Annotated in this window: 22 protein-coding genes; 9 read left to right on the forward strand and 13 right to left on the reverse strand. The window is 46.2% G+C overall.

Annotated elements, in window-relative coordinates; translation table 11 throughout:
- Positions 1-48: 48 nt before the first annotated feature.
- The 3 genes from MWG26_RS20580 to MWG26_RS20590 form a co-directional block, all read right to left on the reverse strand.
- The gene (locus MWG26_RS20580) at positions 49-990 is read right to left on the reverse strand and encodes an ABC transporter permease (protein ID WP_244062772.1); all 942 of its coding nucleotides are present in this window, start codon (positions 988-990) and stop codon (positions 49-51) included.
- A 38-nt stretch (positions 991-1,028) separates the two neighbouring features.
- Entirely contained in the window at positions 1,029-2,552 is a 1,524-nt protein-coding gene (locus MWG26_RS20585) for a sugar ABC transporter ATP-binding protein (protein WP_025655765.1), read from the reverse strand.
- Between the two features lie 135 nt (positions 2,553-2,687).
- Complete coding sequence (locus MWG26_RS20590; protein ID WP_025655764.1) at positions 2,688-3,722, reverse strand: substrate-binding domain-containing protein; 1,035 nt, start codon at positions 3,720-3,722, stop codon at positions 2,688-2,690.
- 284 nt (positions 3,723-4,006) lie between these two features.
- On the opposite strand from MWG26_RS20590, the gene MWG26_RS20595 reads away from it, so the two are divergent.
- From MWG26_RS20595 to MWG26_RS20605, 3 genes are read left to right on the forward strand one after another with little or no spacing between them, the layout of a single operon-like run.
- Positions 4,007-4,468: a hypothetical protein gene (locus MWG26_RS20595; RefSeq protein ID WP_244062773.1), complete on the forward strand. Its 462-nt coding sequence runs from the start codon at positions 4,007-4,009 to the stop codon at positions 4,466-4,468.
- Between the two features lie 8 nt (positions 4,469-4,476).
- Positions 4,477-6,066, forward strand: coding sequence for a response regulator (locus MWG26_RS20600; protein WP_117440815.1), 1,590 nt, complete (start codon positions 4,477-4,479; stop codon positions 6,064-6,066).
- The gene (locus MWG26_RS20605; protein ID WP_025655761.1) at positions 6,050-7,573 is read left to right on the forward strand and encodes a sensor histidine kinase; all 1,524 of its coding nucleotides are present in this window, start codon (positions 6,050-6,052) and stop codon (positions 7,571-7,573) included. The genes MWG26_RS20600 and MWG26_RS20605 overlap by 17 nt, the downstream gene beginning before the upstream one ends.
- Before the next feature lie 44 nt (positions 7,574-7,617).
- Here the strand turns inward: MWG26_RS20605 and rpsR are convergent, their stop codons facing one another.
- The 5 genes from rpsR to srtB all read right to left on the reverse strand — a co-directional run bounded on the left by rpsR (position 7,618) and on the right by srtB (position 9,839).
- Positions 7,618-7,884, reverse strand: a complete 267-nt coding sequence (gene rpsR, locus MWG26_RS20610) for a 30S ribosomal protein S18 (RefSeq protein ID WP_025655760.1) — start codon at positions 7,882-7,884, stop codon at positions 7,618-7,620.
- Between the two features lie 45 nt (positions 7,885-7,929).
- Positions 7,930-8,376 (reverse strand): single-stranded DNA-binding protein, encoded by a 447-nt coding sequence (locus MWG26_RS20615; protein ID WP_025655759.1) that lies wholly within the window; start codon positions 8,374-8,376, stop codon positions 7,930-7,932.
- A 14-nt stretch (positions 8,377-8,390) separates the two neighbouring features.
- Positions 8,391-8,678: a 30S ribosomal protein S6 gene (gene rpsF / locus MWG26_RS20620; RefSeq protein ID WP_025655758.1), complete on the reverse strand. Its 288-nt coding sequence runs from the start codon at positions 8,676-8,678 to the stop codon at positions 8,391-8,393.
- Positions 8,679-8,805: 127 nt separating this feature from the next.
- Entirely contained in the window at positions 8,806-8,994 is a 189-nt protein-coding gene (locus MWG26_RS20625) for a DUF951 domain-containing protein (protein ID WP_025655757.1), read from the reverse strand.
- Between the two features lie 68 nt (positions 8,995-9,062).
- Positions 9,063-9,839, reverse strand: a complete 777-nt coding sequence (gene srtB / locus MWG26_RS20630) for a class B sortase (RefSeq protein WP_025655756.1) — start codon at positions 9,837-9,839, stop codon at positions 9,063-9,065.
- 193 nt (positions 9,840-10,032) lie between these two features.
- Between srtB and MWG26_RS20635 the strand changes: the two genes are divergently transcribed.
- Positions 10,033-10,749: a LytR/AlgR family response regulator transcription factor gene (locus MWG26_RS20635; RefSeq protein ID WP_025655755.1), complete on the forward strand. Its 717-nt coding sequence runs from the start codon at positions 10,033-10,035 to the stop codon at positions 10,747-10,749.
- 28 nt (positions 10,750-10,777) lie between these two features.
- Positions 10,778-12,406, forward strand: coding sequence for an ATP-binding protein (locus tag MWG26_RS20640; protein WP_025655754.1), 1,629 nt, complete (start codon positions 10,778-10,780; stop codon positions 12,404-12,406).
- Positions 12,407-12,410: 4 nt separating this feature from the next.
- Here the strand turns inward: MWG26_RS20640 and MWG26_RS20645 are convergent, their stop codons facing one another.
- The 4 genes from MWG26_RS20645 to MWG26_RS20660 all read right to left on the reverse strand — a co-directional run bounded on the left by MWG26_RS20645 (position 12,411) and on the right by MWG26_RS20660 (position 17,221).
- The gene (locus MWG26_RS20645) at positions 12,411-13,295 is read right to left on the reverse strand and encodes a Cof-type HAD-IIB family hydrolase (protein WP_025655753.1); all 885 of its coding nucleotides are present in this window, start codon (positions 13,293-13,295) and stop codon (positions 12,411-12,413) included.
- A 64-nt stretch (positions 13,296-13,359) separates the two neighbouring features.
- Positions 13,360-14,856 carry an AAA family ATPase gene (locus tag MWG26_RS20650; protein ID WP_025655752.1) on the reverse strand — a complete coding sequence of 499 codons (1,497 nt, stop codon included), beginning with the start codon at positions 14,854-14,856 and terminating at the stop codon, positions 13,360-13,362.
- Positions 14,857-14,876: 20 nt separating this feature from the next.
- The gene (locus MWG26_RS20655) at positions 14,877-16,199 is read right to left on the reverse strand and encodes a vWA domain-containing protein (protein WP_025655751.1); all 1,323 of its coding nucleotides are present in this window, start codon (positions 16,197-16,199) and stop codon (positions 14,877-14,879) included.
- 62 nt (positions 16,200-16,261) lie between these two features.
- The gene (locus MWG26_RS20660) at positions 16,262-17,221 is read right to left on the reverse strand and encodes a leucine-rich repeat protein (RefSeq protein ID WP_025655750.1); all 960 of its coding nucleotides are present in this window, start codon (positions 17,219-17,221) and stop codon (positions 16,262-16,264) included.
- 366 nt (positions 17,222-17,587) lie between these two features.
- Here MWG26_RS20660 and MWG26_RS20665 point away from each other — a divergent pair, with 366 nt between their 5' ends.
- On the forward strand, positions 17,588-18,577 hold the full coding sequence (locus MWG26_RS20665) for a glycosyltransferase family 2 protein (protein WP_117440816.1): 990 nt from the start codon (positions 17,588-17,590) through the stop codon (positions 18,575-18,577).
- An 82-nt stretch (positions 18,578-18,659) separates the two neighbouring features.
- On the opposite strand, the gene MWG26_RS20670 is transcribed toward MWG26_RS20665, so the two are convergent.
- On the reverse strand, positions 18,660-20,627 hold the full coding sequence (locus MWG26_RS20670) for a DUF7657 domain-containing protein (RefSeq protein WP_025655749.1): 1,968 nt from the start codon (positions 20,625-20,627) through the stop codon (positions 18,660-18,662).
- Between the two features lie 186 nt (positions 20,628-20,813).
- Between MWG26_RS20670 and MWG26_RS20675 the strand changes: the two genes are divergently transcribed.
- The 3 genes from MWG26_RS20675 to MWG26_RS20685 are packed head-to-tail and all read left to right on the forward strand — an operon-like array spanning position 20,814 to position 23,021.
- Complete coding sequence (locus MWG26_RS20675) at positions 20,814-21,284, forward strand: YbaK/EbsC family protein (RefSeq protein WP_025655748.1); 471 nt, start codon at positions 20,814-20,816, stop codon at positions 21,282-21,284.
- Between the two features lie 31 nt (positions 21,285-21,315).
- Complete coding sequence (locus tag MWG26_RS20680; RefSeq protein ID WP_025655747.1) at positions 21,316-21,990, forward strand: response regulator transcription factor; 675 nt, start codon at positions 21,316-21,318, stop codon at positions 21,988-21,990.
- Complete coding sequence (locus tag MWG26_RS20685; protein WP_025655746.1) at positions 21,987-23,021, forward strand: sensor histidine kinase; 1,035 nt, start codon at positions 21,987-21,989, stop codon at positions 23,019-23,021. The genes MWG26_RS20680 and MWG26_RS20685 overlap by 4 nt, the downstream gene beginning before the upstream one ends.
- Positions 23,022-23,054 lie beyond the last annotated feature (33 nt).

Below are 23,054 nucleotides of genomic sequence, written 5' to 3' on the forward strand. Positions count from 1 at the left end.
CTGACCCCTTTGCTCACCGTTTTCAGAATATTCTCATCTTTTCATGAATTACATTTTCTTTCTTTTCTTCCCCAGCTGGTCAATCAAAACTGCCGTCAGCAGTGTTGCACCTGTTACGAAGGTCTGCCAGTAGATATCCACGCCCAGAAGTGTGAGGGAATTGGTGATTAACGCCATCAGAAGTGACCCGAGAAATGCGCCGAAAACACTTCCTTCCCCGCCTTGCAGGCTTGCCCCGCCGATGATAACGGCTGTGATCACGCGAAGTTCCAAGCCTGTGCCCTGCTGCACGGATGCGGTTCCCATACGGGCTGTTGCCACGATTCCTGCAAAACCAGCCAGCAGGCCGACGGTTACATAGTTCAGTATCTTGATCTTGATTACTTTGATTCCGGAAAGTTTTGCGGATTTTTCGTTTCCGCCTATGTAGTAGTTCTGCCGGAAAAACCTGGAATGCCGCATCAGAATGTCGCCTATGATTACGAGTATTATGGCATACCAGATCGGCGCCTGCACACCCAGTACCACTTTCTGCCCTATGGCGTTGAATGCATCCCCCAGCCCGGTTACATTCTGTCCTCTAGTTACGATCAGAGTCAGGCCGCGGAACAGGCTGAGTGACGCCAGCGTTGTTACAAATGCATTGATTTCCAGTTTCGCTATAATAAAACCATTGAACAGTCCTACCAGCCCGCCGATTACTACTCCTACCACAACCGCCACAATAGGCGGCATTCCTGCTTTGAGCACCAGCCCCGCACAGACTCCTGAAAATGCCAGTATGGAACCCACAGACATGTCGAATCCACCGCTGGCCATAAGATTCGCCATTCCCACCGCAATGATTACCTCAATGGACATGCCCAGAAGCAATGCCACAATATTCTGATATGTCAGGAAAACAGAGGATGCAATCGTCATAATGATGGACAGGCCCAACACAATCAGCACAATTGCCGCCTCCCTCTGTTTTAATAATTTCTTAATCATATTCATATCTGCCTCCGCTCTGCCGCCAAGCGGCACCTCTACTCTGTACTAACACAGTCACCCTTTGTTACTCCGGATGCCAGGGCGATTACTTTCTCTTCTGTCGCTTCCGAAGCCGGGATGATTCCCACATTTCTGCCTTCTCTGATCACCATAATCCGGTCGCTGACTCCCAGAATTTCAGGCAGGTCGGACGAGATCATGATAATACCCACGCCGGTTTCCGCCAGATTTCTCAGAAGATTGTATATTTCACTTTTTGCCCCCACATCCACGCCTCTCGTGGGCTCATCAACAATCAGCACCCGCGGACGGATCCCGAACCAAGCAGCAAGAAGCACCTTCTGTTGATTCCCACCCGAGAGCTTATTCACCAACTGCCGGATTCCGGGCGTAGAAATGCGGAAATCCTTTACAGCATCCTGCACCATCTGATCGACCTGCTTTTCCCTCAGGAAGCCTCTCTTTGAAAAATGGCGCAACTGGTTAGCTATCAGGTTCTGCCGGATATCAAATTTTACATACAGCCCCTGCTCTTTCCGGTCCTCGCTCATATAACCGATGCCCTGCCGGATCGCATCCTGCGGGCAGTGGATCTGCAGTGTTTCCCCTTCCAGCACTACTTTTCCGGCTTCCAGAGGCTCCGCTCCGAAGATTCCTCTTCCGATTTCTGTCCTCCCCGCTCCAACCAGACCCGATACGCCGAGAATCTCTCCTCTCCTTACCTGAAAAGAAATATCCCGGAATGCTTTCCCCCTGGAAATCCCTTCAACCTCGAAAAGCACCTCCCCAATTTTCTGTTCCGGCCTCCGGCGTCCGTAAATATTTTCAATTTTCCGGCCTACCATGTTCGTTATCAGAAAATCCTCGTCAATATCCGCGACCCTCGCCTCCGCGATGTATGCCCCGTCCCGCAGAATCGTTACACTGTCTGCAATCTCAAAAATCTCCTGCAGGTGATGTGATATATAAATAAAGCTGATTCCCTGTTCTTTCAGGATGCGGATATTCTGGAACAGCTTCTGCTTCTCCACCTCTGTGAGAGAAGATGTGGGCTCATCCAGCACAAGCACTTTCGGCCTGAAAGACATTGCTTTCAGGATTTCCACAACCTGCTGGTTGGCAATCGCCAGTTCCTTTACAGGCGTGGCGGGATCGATATTTTCAATCTCGAACAGTCTCAGCATTTCCTTCGTTTTGCTATACAGTTCTTCTCTTTTAATCAGATTTAACTTATTGACCGGCTGACGGTTGGCAAATATATTCTCTGCCACACTTAGACACGGAACCAGGCTCAATTCCTGGTGTACGATACTGATTCCCTTTTGCAGTGCATCATGGGCGGAAGTAAATACCACTTTTTCTCCTTCAATCCAGATCTCCCCCTCGTCCGGCTTATGGATCCCGCCGAGTGTCAGCATCAGGGTACTCTTACCCGCACCGTTTTCTCCCACAAGGGCATGTACTTCTCCCTTTTTCACTTTCAGGTCTACCCCGTCCAGGGCACGGACCCCCGGGAAAATCTTGACGATTCCTTTTGCCTCCAGTATGTATTCAGACACAGGCGCCCTCCTTCCTTTTTACGAATTCATTGATACGAATTCTTTTTATGAATTTATTTCAAAATTCCTTTATGAATCCCCTTATAATTCCTTTAAAATAGTATGGACGGTGTAATCCCGCCCATACCCTTGTCATTATCTCTTGAAATACTCGTAATTTGATTCATCCACAATAATAGCGCCTGTGTCGATATAGCCGGGTACCCCTAGTACGCCTGCCGCTGCATTATCCGATGTGATCTCCACCTTGGAGTTATTCAGATTAATCAGAAGCTGTGTAGCATAATATGGCATTAACGCCGTCTGCTGAGCAACGGATGCGGAAATAATGCCATCCTCAATAGCCTCCAGAATCTCATTGGAACGGTCCATTGCGATGATCTTCACATCCCCTGTACGCCCTGCTTCTCTGACTGCTGTAGCCGCTGCCGTGCCGCCAGTCGCATCCACACAGACGATTCCGTTCAGATCCGGGTGTTTCTGAAGAACTGCTGCGATATTTTGTGCCGCAATTACACTGTCCTGTTTGGTATCCACTTCCTCAATAATCTCAATCCCCGTTCCCTCAAATGCCTGCTTATAGCCTGCCACACGTTCCTCCAGATTCGTCTGGCCCGGATTATACATAATCGCTACTTTTCCACTGTCGCCCAGAAGCTCTTTCATCTTCTCTCCGCCTGTAATTCCCGCTTCCACATTTCCGGTTCCAACAAATGCAATTCTGCCTGAATCCGGAAGATCGGCATCCACCGTAACAACCGGAATTCCTGCGTCCATGGCTTTCTTAATTGTGGGAGTCAGCTGCTCGTTGAAACCTACCACCACGATTCCGTTAGGTTTCTTTGCAATTGCCTGCTCAAATGCTGTAACCATAGCATTCATGTCCAGCTCCGCAGGCCCCACAAATTCTGTGCGCACGCCCAGCTCTTCGCCCGCCATCTCCATTCCCATTTTGTGATCATAGAAATAGGGGTCTGACCCTAGTGCGGATACTTGAATATAAAGCTGATCCGACAGATTACTCTGTGAATCCCCGTCTGTTCCCTGCGCATCACTCTTCGTGTCTTCCGTCTTTGCCGTGGTTTCCGCCTCCTTGCCGCCTCCCTGACAGGCAGTAAGGCCTATTGCCATCGCCAGAACCAAAACAACCGCAACCATTTTCTTTTTCATAACATTACCTTCCTTTCCTTTTTCACTTCGTTCATGATAATTTCATTTTACATAAACATTTCGGTTCTGTAATCAACAATAGCTTACTAAATTAGCATATTTTTATAATATTTTCATTGCATTATTGGACGCATTGTGCAAACTGCCTTTCTCCAAGTTTAAAATAATGCTAATTTCTTACATCTTTCTTGTTTTTGTACTGGTGCAAATGTAATATATACTTATAGTATAGAAGAAACGATTTATTATAACAGGCAGCGCGGTCTGCCTCGACACTCATTCTTATGAAATGTATTTGGGTAAAAGGAGGTTTTTACATGTCCGCAGAGACGATTTCCGTCCGGAATTTTCTGGTTACGGTTTCCCAGGCAGCCTATCTCGAACAGGCTCCTATGACGCTGCACTTTATCAACTGTTTCAGCAGCTACTGGAGGTATATCAGCCGCCCGGATAAAGAGGCGCCTTTAAAACAAGAACTGGACATGCTGATGCTGATCCGTGAAATTTTTATCTCGATTCCCTTCTTCCAGATACTGGACGAGAATCTCCCGGAAATTCCGGAAGAGCTGCTGATTCCAAGAAACTGCATTCTGGCACAGGTCTGGGAAAACCTGGAGCAGCTCTCCAATGCCTCGCAGACCTATACCGCCCTTTATTTTACCTGGAACAGCCCGCACAGTTCACTCGAACTCACCGGCATGCTTCCCGGCGGAAGCATTTCTGCCCTGTACGAAATTACGATTTAGGAGGCCCTATGTATTCTGTAATCATAGTAGACGATGAAGCTTTATCCAGGTATGCGCTGCACGTAATGCTCAGCAAAAATATGCCTGATCTGAACGTGGCTGCTGAATGTGAGGACGGAGCCTCTGCGGTTCAGGCCGCCCTGAGATACAAGCCCGATATTGTAATCATTGATATCAAAATGCCCGGCATGAACGGACTCACTGCATCCAAAACAATTCTGGAGAATCTGCCGGGTACCACGATCCTGATCCTGACGGCATACGACAGCTTTGAATATGCAAGAGAAGCGCTCACAATAGGCGTCAAAGGATATCTGTTAAAACCGCTGATAGAAAAGGAGGTAACGGAAACACTTCAAAAAATCACAGACAGCCTTTCCCAAAACAGAGCAATAAAAGATAAAGATGTGGAGGAGAAGGAGATTGTCTCCCTGGCAATCCCGGTTATAAAAAGGAATCTGGTGGCCAGTTATATCAATGGTACGGCTGCGCCGGCTCTGCTGGCGGAATACAGTCCCCTGCTGCCCGGGCTGACCGACTCCGGCTTTTTTATGCTGTTCCCGCTTACCCCGTCCCCGGACAGCACCCTGCCTTTTTCGCTCCAGCCCCCGGCAGATACATACAAACAGATCACCGAAAGCATTTCCCAGATGATAAACTTTCATAAGAACGTACTGATCGGTGAGGTCTCTTTTCATGTTCTCCCCCTGTTCTTCCATATTTCACCGTCCGATCCGTCCTGGCACGAGACAGCCTGCATGCTGGCGCGCAAGATTATCACTCTTTTAAACCAGCGTTTTAAGCTGAAAAGCGGAGCGGCCTTTGGCGGTGTCTATCATACCTGCCAGTTATTTAAATCATCCTATCAGGAGGCATTGGAGGTGCTCCCTGCGCTTCTGCCCGGCACCGTCATAGAGTACACCCCGGTTTCCAATTCCACCCATACCGTCTACCCATACTCTTTGGAGGAACAGTTTATGGACTCCCTTCGCAGCAGAAATACGGAAAGGGCCCATGGCTATGCACAGCAGCTTTTGAATGAGATCTTTACGGCCCGGAATTCTCTGCAGATTTCAAAAGAATATTCCATCCAGTTTTTGTCTGCACTAAAAAGCCTGCTCCACCAGCTTGGTTTCAGGCAGACCAGCTTTGACCTGTATCCATTCCTATGTCAGATCCAGTCCAGTGTGTCCGAACACCAGTTAAAAGAATACGTTAATTATGCACTGCATTCCTTTTTAGAGTTCCTCCAGAATGAATCTCAGGAAAAAAACTATGCACTTATGAAAAAGATCAATTACTATATAGAGCGCGAACCGATACAGATGGTATCCCTGGAGGGCCTGTCCAGTTATCTGAATCTGACCCCGCAGTACGTAAGCAAAGTATTTAAGGAAGAATACCATCTTAATTTTACAGACTATATCACGCAGAAAAAGAGCAGCCTTGCCAAACCGCTCTTGGAAAAGGGTATGCTTTCCGTCCAGGATGTCAGTATTCAGGTGGGCTACAGCGACCAAAACTATTTCTGCAGAATATTTAAGAAAATAACAGGGCTTACCCCAAAGGAGTACCAGAAATATGCGAAAACTCTTTAACTCCGCCTCCCGGCTGTCCACTAGGCTTTTACGGTATTTTTTAATCATTATTCTGATCATGTCCGGGATTTCTTTCTATTCCATACAGTCCAGCCGCAGCCTGAACCGGGCAAACAACGAGACGCTGGAGCATATCCAGAGCCTCCAGCTTCTGCTTGTTTCCCTGGAAGAATCCGCTACCACCGCGTCCAATTACTATGCACATCCGTCCCCCGACTACCGCAGAAAGTTCCAGGACCAGTGTTTAGACGCAATAGCCTGCAGCGCATCTATGCGGCTTCTTTACCCGGGCTCTTATCTCTACCGCGATATCCAGGTCATGACCGAGTCCTATATGGATGCCACAACCAGACTATTTGACAACTATAACCCGGATGCGGCCTCCTACCTGTATACACGGGAGCGTGTCAGTTTGGACTACATAAGAAATAACATTTACAATTATATTTATAAGGGAATGTCCTCGGAACTGGAACTGGCGGATGCGCGGATCCGCCAGAATACAAACGGCCTGAATACCAGCCAGAGCAGTATCTATATTTTGCTGGTATTTTTCACCATGTTCTGCCTGTTTATTTCCTATCAGATATCCGCATATCTTGCAAAGCCAATCGTGGAGCTGAGCAAAAAATTCCGGCTGGTCGCGCAGGGAGACCTGACGGTCAGTTATACGCCGCCCTCCCGGCAGAATGATGAGATTTGCCTGCTCGCCTGCTCTTTTAACAAGATGGTACTGCAGCTGCAGGAAAACCAGGAGCGCCTGCTGGAAAAACAGCGCGTAGAAGCCCGGCTGCAGAATGAAATGCTGAAAAATATTGAGATGCAGAATTCCCTGAACCGTTCAGAGCTGGAGTATCTTCTGATGCAGATCAATCCGCATTTTCTGTATAATACGCTGAATACAATTTCTGCCATGGCGATTATCGAGTCTGCCACCCTTACAAAAGACATGCTGGACTGCCTCTCCGGGCTGCTTCGCAACAGCCTCACCGTTATGTCGGAGACCATTCCTCTTGCAACCGAAATCCAGACTCTCACCTACTACCTGCAGATCCAGAAAGTGCGCTTCCAGTCCCGGCTTCAATACAGGCTGGATGTTTCTGCGGACTGTCTTGATGAGAGCATTCCGGCCATGATTTTGCAGCCTCTTGTGGAAAATGCGATTATCCACGGGCTGGAGGACCGGCCGGAGGAAGGGAATATTTTGATTACTGCAGAGAAGACCGAGGATACTCTTATACTTTCCGTGGCGGACAACGGGATCGGCATTGCGCCTGAACTGTTGGAAGAGCTGCAGACAGATAAACAGTCTGCTAAGAAGGAGCAGAAACGCAGCATAGGTATTTACAATGTGAAGAAACGGCTTCATCTGATTTACAGCCATAACGTCATGGAAATCACAAGTACCCAGGGGGAGGGTACTTGTATTACGCTGCGGCTGCCGCTTTCGGAGCCGTCTCTCCCGCAGCAGCCGAGTCAAAACCTGACGGATAAAAGAAGGATTTAAAAAAGACCGCCCCTGCTCTCGCAGTGACGGTCTGTCAGCTTTGATTAATCCTGTACGTATGGCATTAAAGCAATGTGTCTTGCTCTCTTGATTGCTACGGTAAGAGCTCTCTGATGCTTTGCACAGTTTCCTGTGATTCTTCTCGGAAGAATCTTGCCTCTCTCAGAGATGTATTTCTTTAACTTTGCTACGTCTTTATAATCGATTTCGTTATTCTCTTTACCACAGAATACGCATACTTTTTTTCTTCTGCGGGCCGGTCCTCTTCTTTTGAAGCCGCCTTCTGGTCTGCCGCCTTTTTCGTAAGCCATTTCTTTTTACCTCCTATATTAATAGAAAGATTTCACAACCGTGTCTTAATTAAACGGTAATTCTTCGTCGATCCCATCCGGGATATTCATGAATCCGTCGCCTGCATCAACACTTGGTGAAGGGCTTGGAGCTGCCTGCTGGAAAGAAGAGCCTCTGTTGGCTTCGCTCTCCGCTCTGCTCTCAGCAAATTCCTGGTCCTCTACAATTACCTCTGTTGTGTATACTTTCACGCCGTCCTTGTTCGTGTAGCTTCCGGTCTGAATACGTCCGGAAATGGAAACACGCATTCCCTGGCGGAAATACTTCTCCGCGAACTCTCCGGAACGCCCGAATACAACACACGGAATAAAATCCGCTGTTGGTTCGTTGTCCCTCTTGAATCTGCGGTCAACAGCCAATGTATATCTTGCAACTGCAGTTGCACTATCACCCTGTGAATATCTAACTTCCGGGTCTCTTGTGAGACGTCCTACTAAAACTACTTTATTCATATATACCTCTTTCTCTATGCTTCCTGTCTAACGCATAAATATCTGAGCACATTGTCCATGATGCGGATACGTTGTTCCACTTCGCCTGGGACAGTACTGTCAGATTCGAAGTGGATGAAGTAGTAATATCCTTCTTTCATCTTCTGAATTTCGTAAGCAAATCTTCTCTTACCCCATTCATCAACGTCAGTCACATTGCCGCCGAAACGTGAAACTAATGCTTTCACTTTTTCAACAACTTCTGCTCTAGCGTCGTCTTCGATTTTTGCACTGACAACAACAGCTAACTCATACTTGTTCATGTCTCTTGCACCTCCTTATGGTCTCTGGCCCCCGGATCACCCGGGAACAAGGAAATTTGATGTCCGTGGATATAGAATCCTACGGGTACGTCACGAGTAATTATCATACCATAATAACTTGTCCGGTTCAAGACTTTTTGCGAATTTCTTTTGTATTTTTTTCCACCAGCTTACGTGGAACCATGATCTGATGGCCGCATCCCACACATTTCAGCCGGAAGTCCGCGCCCACCCGCAGCACCTCCCACTCATGGCTTCCGCAGGGATGGGGCTTTTTCATTCGGATTATATCACCGATATCGAATCTTTCTGCCACATTCATCCTCCTTACCCATCATATATTCTGAATATTCTGAAAACGAGCCGCATAGGGGTCAGACCCCTTTACTCTTCCACAAGAACTCCCTGGAGCAGGAAGCGCTCGTCATCGTTTACATTGGTGCATGTTGACAAGCTAACAATCCTGGACTGGCCATTCACCTCTACATCCACCTGATAGTTTGAAGACTCTTTGCAAAGCTGGAGATAGCTGGAGAATTCCTCATCATTCAGATAAGTTAGTTTGTAATTGTCGGCCGTATCTTTCACGGTTCCTGCGGAGAATACCTGATACTTGGACTCTCCTTCCGGGGTATAAATGTAGAAGTACGGATGTGCCTTGCAGAATTCCTCACTGGCGTACTCGCTCAGCTGGGAAAACATCTCTCCGCCCACTTTCAGATTGTGTCCGTATATGAATGTGTTTCTGTCGCTGAGGTTCGTGGCGTTTCGCATATCCATAAATATTGCACCCAGCTTGTTGTCATTGGCTGTAAATGTTTTTGTCAGATACTCTTTGTTATCTGCACTTTTTACAACAGGATAGCTGATTACTGAGGGCTCATCAAACCTAATCCATGCTACGGTATCCGGATTTTCTTTCAACAGTGCATCAAAATCCACAGTATACCCCGGTTCCCCGTCCTCCTCCTCGTTCTTTTCAACCGAAAGCGCCAATTTCTTCACATCGTCATATTCTTTTCCGCCTGAATAATAAGGTACCAGCATTATGGTAAGCTGATACGCGCAAAACACAAATACGCATATTGCAATAATCAATATGGCGGTAGATATGACTTCTCCAACAGAGCTTTCCTTTTTATGCCTTTTTTTCTTACTCATCGCGTGTTTCTCCTCTTCCCAGTCTCTTCATCCGTTCTAACAGCGTTCCAATCCTGATTATTGTACCATATCTCTGCCTTAAAAACATTCTAAATATAGGAATTTGCAAAAATCACAAAAATAGCTTTTATCCATTCCTTCTATCTGCGCGGTATGGTAAAATAAGTATATTGAGACAGAGGAGGTGATGCTATTGAAAACACTGCTGATCTGCGACGACGATAAGAGCATCCTGGAGGATCTCAGCTTGCGTCTGTCCCATATTCTTCCTGAAAACTGGGATATCAAAACGTTTCTTGCCCCCGGTGACCTGCGTTTATATTTAGAAACTTCCGCTTCTCTGCCGGATATTCTATTTATGGATATTCAATTTGGAACTGAAAATGGCATCTGTCTGGCTTCTGACATTCAGACCCGTTATCCCTGGATTGCGATTGTATTGATCACCGGATATCTGGACTATGCCCGAGATATCTTTACCATACACCCCGCCTATTTTCTTGTGAAACCTGTCGATACGGACAAGCTTACGGCGGCAATAGAACGGGCCCTTGAGTATATGGACTGCTGCCAGGATAAGCCAGTTGCCCTGCAGAGCAACGGCAGGATCTTCACATTAAAAAGCAGCGAGATCTGTTACATAGAAAGTGAAAAGCGCCGGCTGCATGTATATACATCGGAAGAAAAATTTACGGTTTATATGAAACTGATTGAGCTGAAGGAAAAACTTCCCGGCTGTTTTTTATCCTGCCATAAAAGCTATGTGGTCAATATGAATTATATCCAGAATTTTACGGCGCAGAAGATTATTCTGCTGAATCAGGCCGAGATACCGGTAAGCCGCTCCAGATATAAGAAGTCAAGAGAAGAATTTCTACGCTTTTTTAGTACGGAAGATTATAATACATAAAACGAATACCTCGTAAAAGGAAAATGTTATGGTTCTATATAATATCATCAGGCTAACCCTGATAACTTCCCTGATAATCTATTTAATAAGCCCGGATGTCGAACAGCGTCTTTCGTTTGTACTTGCGTTTACAACTGCATTTTTCCTGCCCGCAAGTATTTCTATTACAACCACTTACCATGGTGACTGGCAGATTGCCGCTGTCAGCGAGCTTTTCCGTTTCCTGATCCAGCTGGCAGTCTGCTATCTCTTCACCGGACGGGGAATGTATTATTTCGTAAAATATATGGTACATTTCATCCTGTTCAACTGCATTTTTTCCGGTTTCACAACCATCGAGGGACTTGTGCTCGGCAATTGGCGGTATTTCCTCCAGGGTATGGCATTCCTGGAGAATACTTTGTTTCCAACATTGCTGTCTTGTATTGCATTCTTTTGCGTATTGGGGATCCTGCAGCTGAAGCTTTTCGACCGCGTCCCCTACACTGTCATGAAGTTCCTGTTCGCGGCGGTATTGCTGCTCGATCTGGCGATGGGGCTGTTTATGCGTCTTACCAATGGAAGCTTAACCGTACTGGCCAGTACGATCGCTTCCGGAACGATACTATTTATTTTTCTGGTTGTTTTTGTCTGGTACCGGCAAAAGCAGGCTTACCAGCTGCGGAAGCATTATGAGCGGATACTGCAGGAGGAATATTCTTTTTATCAGAATATTCAAATCCAGAAGGATGCCGTCCATCAGCTCCGCCACGATCTTGCCAATCATCTGCAGGTGTTGGGGAATTTGTCCCAAAGCCATCTGGAACAGGAAGAGCAACAGTACAAGCAGTCTCTTCTGCAGTTATTTGACTGTATCCTGACCTCGTTTGGGAAGGATACCACTTCTGGGGATGCAAAAAGCGGGATTTTCCGAAAACTCATCCCGCTTCTTATTCTTTCCTTCCTTGGAGTCTTTATATTGTGGGAAATATTCTTTCCTTTTATGGATCATCGGTACACCGTGTACGAATGGACGGCTTTTTACTGGTTTTTCATCCTATTCGCGATTGCCTGTGTCGTAGTCTGTTTTGGCGCATATCTGGAATACAAAAGGCACAGAGCCCTTCAGACGCTGGAAGGCGCCCAAACATTCAGAAAACAGTGGGAAGATATGATGGGTATGGTCGAAAATCTACCATTAGAAGGTAGTATACCGCCTGCTCAAGAACTAAAATCCTTCACACCACAGCCCGTGGTCAATACGATGCTGAATGCCAAATACCAGTATTGTATCCAGAATCATATTTCCACAAACTGGCATATTTATATTCCGCCAGAGTGTTCGCTGCAGTCCGTAGAAATCACCGGTCTGCTGGTGAATCTCATAGACAACGGAATCGAAGCATGTCTCCGGGTACCGCAGGACAAACGCCTGTTGAATATCTGTATGCAGGAACGGGCAAATTTTTGGATTGTGGATGTTAAGAATTCTAAATCACCTTTGGAGCACCCGGAGAAATTAGATTTTATTTCTGCAAAAGGGGACGGGCATGGGCTTGGACTCCAGATTATCAGAACCATTGTGAATAAATACAACGGAGATATTCAAAGTATGGATAAGGGAGACTGTTTTCTTGTCACCATCATGTTAGATATACAGAAACTGGGAACTGTATAATGTTTCAGTTACCTGCCCCATACTGTTCCAGAATTTTATAGATAGCATGCGCAGCTCCCAGGTCTTCATTCGATTTTGTCACATATCCGGCCGCGGCCTTTACCTCAGGCACGGCATTTTCCATAGCCACAGTAGCCCCAAAATCCATGGACAACATGGAATAATCATTCATGCTGTCTCCCAGCACCATCACTTCATCCATCTTATATCCCAGTGACTCAATATACTGTTTGAGCACGGGGCCTTTCTGCGCCTTCACATCCGTAATCTCCAAATTTGTTTCGAAAGAAGACGCCACTGCGATATCTTTGTTCTGTTCCAGTTCCGCCCATATCCTTTTCAACATAGGAATATCACCGGAAAACAGGAAGATCTTATATACCGGCACTCCTGCTGCCCTTAGTTCTTCAAAATCAGAAATCTTCTTTGTCATTTTTTTAATCTGCTCATATAAAGGCTCCTTTTTAGCCTGTACTTCATTGATGTCTTTATCCAGATGAAACACCTTAAGCTGCCGGATAAAACTCTCCTCAATTTCCGCTTCAGTTCCAATCCTGTAATCATAATCATCCGTAGAGAAAACAAGAGATACCGGATATTTTTGCAGTGTTTCATAGATTTCCGCACACAAATCCAGATCAATCGGCGCCGTAAATACGACCTGTTTTTCCGGATTGCGCACCTCAGCTCCACTTCCCACTATGTAATCACAGTACAGGTCTGCGTCTTTAATAACTTCCATGGCTCCCCGGAAGTTTCTCCCCGTTGCAAGCATAAAACGTATGCCCGCAGCACACGCCCGGCGTACCGCCTCCAGTGTCTCCGGCGCCAGCCGGTGGTCATCATTCAACAGCGTGCCGTCCATATCCGATGCAATAACTTTAATCATACTTCATCTCCTTCTCAAATTGTTAAACTATTCTGAAAATGGCACGCAAAGGGGTCAGACCCCTTTACAGCATTCCTTCCACGCCGTCCATCTGGCGTACAATATCATGATGCCTTTCGTCAAACAGCAGCCCCTTATTATACCGGTAGTAACTGTCGCTTCCATTCTCTTTGATAAACCAGACACTATAATAGTTTGCATTCAGTTCTGTTATAAACGCGACCATCTCCTGGCTTTGTCCAAATGCATCTTCCAAAAAATCGAATACATATTGCAGTGTCCGGGCTGTATGGTCTATTTCGTCTTCCCGCTTATCCACTTCTTTTTCAAAAAGTGCCTTGACCTCATCGAACACACCGTCCCCGATAAATAATTCGCCTTTGATACTTATGGCAAATCTCTCAAGCGCCGCAATGACTCGTTTTAAAACCAATTCATCCCGTCGGGTCAGCAGTTCTGAACGCATCTGTTCTTCCAGATCTTTTTCCGCCAAATGCCAGATATCCTCTACCATGGAAGTGACCTGGTTCTCCCTGTAGTAGATCAGATACTCGTAAAGTTTTGTCACGTAGGCATCTGTCATATAACATTCGGTAAATAACTCGCAGAGTTTACCATTCAACAGGCTGACGATACTCAGATGCTCATCAAACGGGGCCGCCTTTACCTTCTGCAGGGTTGCCGTACTCCACTTTCCTACCAGAATATCCTCCACGCCATAATCCTGTTTGTATTTGTAATAGAGCTCTAGATAATTTGCGAAATCTTTGGAAATTGTGCGGTGCTGGATATACTGGTACACCACATCCCTGTCCACCGTTTTGTGCAGGCTTTCATAAACCTGAATCAGCTGGGAAAGATCTTCCCACCCCCGGGCCGTTGCAAAGTATCTGCCATCCACCGTTGTTTCAATCCGGTAAAAGTTCTCTTTTCTGAGTTCCAGATAGGATATCACAGCCGGGTGGATCCCCTGCCTGTATGCATATTCCTTCCAGACATCGAAGTTTTCTTCCACATCAATCTTCTTGATCCGGTCCAGCGTCACGACATCAAACTCCCGGACAGACTTGTTATACTCCGGCGGGTTTCCCGCAGCCACGATAATCCAGCCCTCCGGCACCTTCTGATTTCCAAAGGTCTTGCCCTGCAAAAACTGAAGCATCGTCGGCGCCAGTGTTTCTGATACACAATTGATCTCATCAATAAAAAGAATTCCCTCTGCAATCCCGGTCTGCTCAATTTTCTCATATACCGACGCGATAATCTCGCTCATCGTATACTCGGTTACCGAGTAATTCCTCCCTCCATACACCTTCTCCTTAATAAACGGCAGCCCAACCGCACTCTGCCTCGTATGATGGGTGATGGTATAGGCCACCAGCCCAATCTGACATTCCTTCGCAATCTGCTCCATAATCTGCGTCTTCCCGATTCCGGGCGGCCCCATCAGCAGAACCGGCCTCTGGCGGATGGCGGGTATCCTGTATTCACCGAACTCATCTTTCGCCAGATATGCTTCTATGGAATCTTTAATTTCCTGTTTTGCCCTTTTTATATCCATGCTTTTCCCTGTCCTCCAGCTTACATTTTTTGTTCCAGATCTTCCTGGCCCAATGTCAGTTTGATCGCCCACGGCGGTACATCCGTATCACAGTAATCATCCTGCATAAAAACAAATGCCGTCTTATAAGCAGGCATTTTCCGGGGATATATGCCATACCCATCCGTAAAATACAGAATCCCCCGCAGATCTTCAAAGCTCCCTTTCTCTACCAGCGCATCCACATAGGCAAAAGCCGGCCGGTAATCCGTCCCGCCTTCCCCATACAGAGTCAGATGTTCCATATATTTTGCCAACTCTTCGGCATTGGTAATACATTGGTCCGAATGCACTTTCTCATCACATTGTATCATATGAATATTTACCTTTTTAAAGAAACTCTCCTCTTCGCTCAATACCGAATACGTCTCTTCCAAAAACCTTCTTACCAGGCTGCCTGAACAGGACATCGAAGTATCGATCACCACTGCAAATTCCGAAATCTTCTTTACTTCCTTTGTCTCCTGCGGCTCAATCAAAGGCATATTCCCATAAAGCCGCAGCCCGTAACTGTAAAAAGAATAATCAAAACTGTCCGCATCCACACCGATTTCTTCCCGCAGTACCGCAAACTTTCTCAAAAACTCTTTATAATTATACCGGTCTCTGTTCTCAATTTTTATCTGATCCAGCAGATCCCCCGCCTGTTGGGATGACTCTTTTGAAAATGTCTCCAAATCCGTTTCCATGCGCTCATTCATATCCTGCCACTTCCGCTGCAGGTTTGGATCCGGCTTCTGCTGTGGGTATTTATTTTCCCAATACTTGTGGTCATCCACATAAAATTCCTGCTCCAGGCGCGCCAGTTCCTTCTCTTCCAAATTCCAGCCCATAAGCAGTGCATAGACCCGCTCTGCATTGAGCACTTTCCTCTCCGCCTCCAGCCTGCGGTAAGTCTCTCTTCTAAGAAGGCTCCTCGAAAACCGGACGGAACGGTGCTGATTCCCATCTATCATATGTTCAACCGCAATGTCACAGCTCAGGTCCCAGTACCTGTCATCCAGTTCCCGTTTGACCATATGCCGGAAAATGCAATGGAATACCATGTGCAGATAACCTCTATTTACGAGAATCCTGTTTTCCCTGTACATCCCACCCAGATACTGGGGATGGAAATAAATGGAGTTCCCGTCTGTCCCAAAAGGATTTACAGTAATGTCCATCTGATATAAGAAACTGCTCAGCGCCACATCCAGAAAACGCATTCCCAGATAAAGTTCATCCCGCGCCGCAAAAAGGATCTTATTCCCCACCGTCTCCAGGCGCACTGCTATCTCCTTTTTCTGCTCACTGTCTAATTCAATCACCGCCGGTTCCCTCCTCTCTCCTGTGCACTGCAAACTCTTATTATATCGTACCTCTCCCGTCAAAGCCTAAACTCTTTTCTAACCGTCGGGAAAGATTTCTGTTTCTCATTCATCAGATAACTAAGGATCTCTGTCCCGCCCATTTCTGCGGCTGTTTCCAGCGCAAACTCCAAGATATCTGCATTCCACAGCGCATGCGCCGTAAATAATTTGATTTGATCAAAGCGTTCTTTTTTTATTAGATACGGCACAACTTCCTGATACCTGTCTCTTAACATATTTTCATAGGAACGCTTATGATTGTCAGACAAATCATATGGACAGGCCAGCCGCCACAATGCCATATCTGCCAGAACATCTGCTTTATCCCATGCCGCGGCAACCGAAAAAAGACTGTCATATTTGCGGTAATCCACTACTTTATTATAAAAACACTGTCTGTAATTATTTCCGGAACCATGATGCTGTGTAAATAAGATCCGTGCCGGCGTATTTTCCACCGCTTCCTCATAATGTTCCGGGAACACAAGAACCGCTTTTCTGCCTTCCTGCTCATAGCAGAACGTAACATCAATCCGCTGCCACAGTTCCCCTAAGATTTCCTTCACGCAGGACTGCCTGCCGGACTTCATATGCACCTTTAAGAAGGCCAGTCCCCCGCAGCCGGTAAAAGCACCGCCGCCGATCTGTACCAGCGCATCGGAGAATACCAGCTTTCGCAATTTTTTGCAGCCATAAAATATATAATTACCGATTTCCCGCACCGTATCCGGAAAAATGATTTCTTCCACATTCAACCCGGCAAGAAGCTCTTCTTCGCCCTTAAAAAGGGCATGATCTTCCGTCTCATAGACCAGGAATTCCTGTTCTTTATTGTCCCTGCGGTCAGAAAATGTATAAGCAGCCACCTTTTCCACAGGCAAACCGTCAATATACTCCGGCAGGATTACTTTCCCGTCGCATCCAAAACATCTGATAATTTCAATAGACTGATTCTGTTCCCGGTAATAAAACTTCATAAATTTCTACTGACCTCTTTTTACTCCATTTGCCACCTATTCATTATAAAAGTGCGGGGCATTTTTTTCAACTGCTCTATTTATTTTATCTTTTACTCATGTTTCACTTCATTATATTAAATGATAACAGATGGGGCCGGCCTGAACTGTTATACATCCAGCCCATTGTAATTCGCCTGGGGTGAAGTGCTGGATGCCTGCAGCCACCTTGCTTTAGTAAGATTCTGCAGTAATTGCACAGCTCCGTCTGCACTGTTATATCAAATGATACAGAATTAAGTTTAAGATTTATCCTTGCATATGATAAATCAATAGTGTAGTATAAAATCAGTGATTTTACAAATGAATTAGGGGGATTAACTTATTATGGATAAAATCGCAGTATTAATTCCGTGCTATAATGAAGGTAAGACCGTCACCAAGGTAGTTACCGACTGGAAAGAAGCCCTTCCCGAGGCAACGATATACGTATATGATAACAATTCTTCAGATGACACTGCCATACTGGCTAAAAAAGCCGGCGCCGTTGTCCGCCATGAGTACCAGCAGGGGAAAGGAAATGTTATCCGCCGCATGTTTCGTGAAATTGACGCAGAAGCATATTTAATGGTTGACGGTGACGACACATATCCAGCAGAATTCGGACGTGACATGGTGGACAAGGTTCTTAACCGCAATGCTGATATGGTGGTTGGTGACAGACTCTCCTCCACCTATTTCACAGAAAACAAACGACCGTTTCATAATTTCGGCAATTCTCTTGTCCGAAAAGCAATCAATTTGCTCTTTAAAAATGATATCAAGGATATTATGACCGGATACCGCGCTTTCAGCTACAATTTTGTAAAGACATTTCCGGTACTCTCAAAAGGATTCGAGATCGAAACCGAGATGAGCATCCACGCCGTCGATAAAAATATGCGCGTAGAAAATGTCGTGATCGAATACAGGGACAGGCCCGAAGGCAGCGAGTCTAAACTGAACACTTACAGTGACGGGATGAAGGTGCTCCGCACAATCGCAAGACTTTACAGAAGCTACAAACCGCTGGGATTCTTCTCCGCCTTTGCACTTCTTCTGGCGGTTATCAGCACTATTTTCATTATTCCGGTCATCGTAACCTATGCGCGCACCGGCCTGGTGCCCAACTTCCCGACACTAATCGTCTGCGGGTTTGTTTACCTGACCGCAATCATAGCATTCTTTGCCGGACTGATCCTATCCTCGATCGTGCATCAGGAACGGCAGAACTTCGAAATACGTCTGATCGCATGCCAGCATCGGTATGACCTTACGTTAAATAACAGCGGGGACGGTGACGGGATAAAACAAGAAAACCCCGCTGAATGGGTTTAAACAAATTGATAAACAATTCTGAAAAAGAGCCGCAAAGGGGTCAGACCCCTTTGCGGCTGCTTTCTTTCCATATCAGCCAATGTCAATACTCTACCTGATACAGATAATACCTTCCGATTTTTTCCGTCTCATTAAATTGGATTTCTTCTGAACTAAACCCACTTAGATCTTTATCCGTCATAATGTGCTTTACTTGAAGTACCTCCAGTTGATCAGGTTGTAGATTCACAACCAACTGATCATCATACGGATTGAAAAATACCGGCTCCTGAGAGGTCTCGTCCACAATATTAATGATAATATGTGCGTAACGGTTATACTTACTGAAATCTTTTTTCCCTGGGTCAAACTGCTCCCAGCGCTCCAGATCCGGATATACATTTGTGGTATTGATCGTTGGCGCACCCACAGTAATGGGCAGGTTCAGATATGGGAAGCCCAGGCCTTCCACCATCCACAAACCATCTCCCTGATCCGCTTCTGTTTCTTCCTTTATGGCCATGGTCAGTTTACTGGAATAGATAGAATCTGCCCCCCGATGTACTGGATTTACCGTCATCCCACAGACAAAAGAGATAATCAGTACATAGCAGGCCAGGCCTGCATATCTTTTGCACTTCATCGCCGCAAAAATGAGGACTGCCCCAGCAGCGATGACTGCGAGCAGTACCAGTGCCTTCTTCTTTCCCATAAACTGCGTGTAATATATAAAACAGGTTCCCGCAAGTCCTGCTCCAATTACAGAAGAGATAATAACAGCAGTTTTGCTTTTATAATTTACAATACTTTCCGAGATAAGATAGACGAGCAGCACAATACTGAGAAATCCAACTCCGACCAGCACCCTTCTCCCCTGGCACATACTCAGAAGTGTGGCTTTCGCAAGCAGAGAAGGCCATGGAAACGCGCAGTACAAAGCAAGAAAACAAGTTCCTGCCGTCATCGTGATTAACAGCGCATCCTTCTGTTTGCTCCTAAAAATCTGGATTATCCCTAAAATTATACCTAAGGGGAAGAAAGAGAAAAACTGCGCTTCTTCACAAACATTAGAAATCCCAAGACCGGGATCAATATACGGAAAAAACAAACCGCCCGCCCAGCTGAACATTCTTAGAAGTGAAGCTCCCCCCACAAACGATCTGCCGCCAGGATAAGATGTGTTTAATACCAGCTCAATGGTGTCTGCGGACTTCAGGAAAATGGCCCCCAGCGCTCCGACCATCGATATAAGAAGAACTACCGCACTCAAAATAATAGAGCCCTTTTTCCATGTTACGTTCTTCCGCTCCCGCAGAATAATGCCTATCAGCAGAAAAAGGTAAACATATCCAAGCGGAATCTGCCAGGAGGGATAAAATACCAGAATATATGCTATCCCACACCATGCAATCCCTGCCGACAGCAACAGTTTCTTCCACAGAAATTCTGTATGCATCCACCGGACAAACATAAGAACGGCCAGCTGGCCGAACACCAGCATCTCCACCAGACCGTTAATTGCAAACCACCAGGCAACAACCGGTGAACAGCACACTAACAGTGCATATGTCAGAGACAGTAGTTTTTTCTTTTTTGTCAAATACATTCCAAATTCCAGTGATACCAAAAACAACGCCAGCATCCGGGCACACCAGAAAAATGCCAGCCCCCGCGAAGGCCCCAGAAAAAGATAACCGATTTGGAACGGGCGGAAAATGACCTCCCATGACTTTACCGGCTGCCCGTATACAATAAATGCATCCGTACTGTCCCCCCTGATTGTTTCTGAAAAATACGGGTATTTTCCCGTATAATTATATTCCTGTGAAAAAGCCATGGGCGTACTCACCGCCCATTCATCCGTTCTGATGCTCCTACTGCTTCCCAGCAGATCACCACTGTTATCCTGGGCACTGCTTTCGTATGTGCCGTCGAGAAGTACGGACCAGAACCCAATGGAAGACCCGCTAATTTCAAACAAGACACAGAATAACAGAATAACGACCGCCACAAGATAACGCAGCTGATACAGCCTTTCCGCTAATTGTCCTTTTTCCTTCAAATTCTTCACGCTCACTTATTCTCCTTTATACAAGATTTTCCCTCTTTGCACATGTCTATTGACATAATAGCTTATACCCAATATTTCGTCAATTATGAACTTTCAGTCCACAGCCTAAATCCTCAAATTGACATTCTATTAAATAAGTTATACTCTATATTACAGAAGTATTTTTTAGAAAAGAGGGAGATAATCATGTCAATTGAAAAGGTCAAAGCATATTTTGCCGGGTACGGCCTGGAGGACAGAATCCTGGAGCCGGAGGCATCCAGCGCTACTGTGGAGGAGGCTGCCCGTGCCGTTGGCTGCGAGCCTGCACGCATCGCTAAAACCATGTCTTTTCTGACGGCAGACGGTCCTATTCTAATAGTAATGGCCGGAGATGCTCGGACGGACAACAAGAAGTTTAAAGCAGAGTTCCACGAAAAGGCCCGGATGATCCAGCCTGATCAGGTGGAAGCGCTGACAGGCCATGCACCGGGCGGTGTCTGTCCTTTTGTTGTGAATGAAGGTGTGGAGGTCTATCTGGACGAATCCTTAAAACGTTTCTCAACTGTATACCCCGCAGCTGGAAGCGGAAACAGTGCAATCAAACTGACACTTGAAGAGCTCGAGAAACATTCCCATTCCAAGAAATGGATTTGTATCTCAAAGGATTGGAATTAGATTCTGAAAATACTTTCGGGAGGGCTGCTATTTGTACCGCATTTTAATAGTGGAAGATGAAAAAGAGATTCGTCTAGAACTGAAACTTATGCTGGAAAATGCTTTGTACGAGGCAGAAGCTGCTGAGGATTTTTCTGCAATCCCCCGCCTTGTGGAAGAAGCTGCCCCGGATCTGATCCTTCTGGACATCCAGCTGCCGGGAACCGATGGCCTGAAGGTCTGCCGGGATATTCGAAAAAAGGCGGATGTGCCCATCATTTTCGTAACCAGCCGCAGCAATTCAATGGACGAGCTTAACGGCATGATGATGGGCGGTGACGATTATATAACAAAGCCTTACCAGGCGCCCATTCTGCTCGCCCGTATCGCGGCGGTCCTGAAGCGGACGGGGCACAATAAAGCACCGGAGAATCCCTTAAGGTTTACCTGGAAAGGCTGCGAACTGGATATGCTGAAGGGCGTCCTTACTTATGAAGGCAGATCCGAACAGCTGACCCGGAACGAACTGCGCATCTGCTACAACCTGTTTTCACGGGCAGGGCAAATCATTTCCCGGGAGGAATTGATCGACGATCTCTGGGATAATCAGATTTTTATTGATGACAATACTTTAAGCGTTAATATCACCCGCATACGCGGTAAAATGAAAGAAATCGGCCTGGAAAATATGATTGTAACCAGGAGAGGGCAGGGATATCAGCTATGACATTTTTAGAATTCATTAAGGACAAGATCCTGCTTCTGCTCTTTCAATTACTTTGTATGCTGTTGAGTTATGTATATTTGGGAATCTGCGGCCTGAAGAACAATCAGATGATTTTACTTTATCTCCTCTGGTTCTTCCTGCTGGCAGTCTGGTTTTTTGTGTCCTGGTACAGAAGAAACCGTTATTTCCGTGAAATATTCCATATACTCAATGGACTGGACAAGCCCTATCTGATCTCAGAGATCATGCCGGAATCCTGGCGCCTGGAAGACAGGCTCTATCGAAGACTGCTGAAACAATCCAATAAATCCATCATCGACGCCATACACCATCTGGAAAATGAGCGGACCGAATATAAAGAATTCATAGAAAACTGGATTCATGAAGTCAAACTTCCTCTCACAGCCATGAATCTGATCTGTGATAACCGCAGGGAACCAGATTCCTGGAGCCCCGAGGATACCCGACGCCTGAAATCCCATCTGGGCGAGCTGGAAAACGATGTGGACAAGGCCCTTTACTATGCCCGGTCAGACACAGTCTGCCAGGATTACATGATACGGGAAATTCCACTGAAGAACCCCGTTTATGCCGCAATCCACCGCTTCCAGTCATATCTGATCCAGAACGGCGTTTCCATAAATATGCAGGCCGGTACTGAAAATGTATACTGCGACGATAAGTGGCTGGAGTTCATCATCGGCCAGATCATTATCAATGCCGTCAAGTATAAAAAAGAAGGCGACTGCCTTATCACTATCCGTACACAAAAAGAGGAGCTGAAAACAATTCTATCCATTGAAGACAACGGAATCGGCATACGCCCAGAAGAACTGGGACGTATCTTCGACAAAGGATTTACCGGCAGCAATGGACGGCAAAACCGACAGTCTACAGGAATCGGTCTCTATCTCTGCAGGAAGTTAAGCCGGAAACTTGGAATCACCCTAGATGCACAGTCAGAATACGGAACCTATACCCGTATCCTGCTGACATTTCCCGATGGCGGCAGCCACTTTGGAAGAGATTAAAAGAGAACTTTTTCGCTGCCATTCACGGGGCCG

This window comes from Faecalicatena contorta, from assembly GCF_022835095.1.
GTDB lineage: Bacteria > Bacillota > Clostridia > Lachnospirales > Lachnospiraceae > Faecalicatena > Faecalicatena contorta.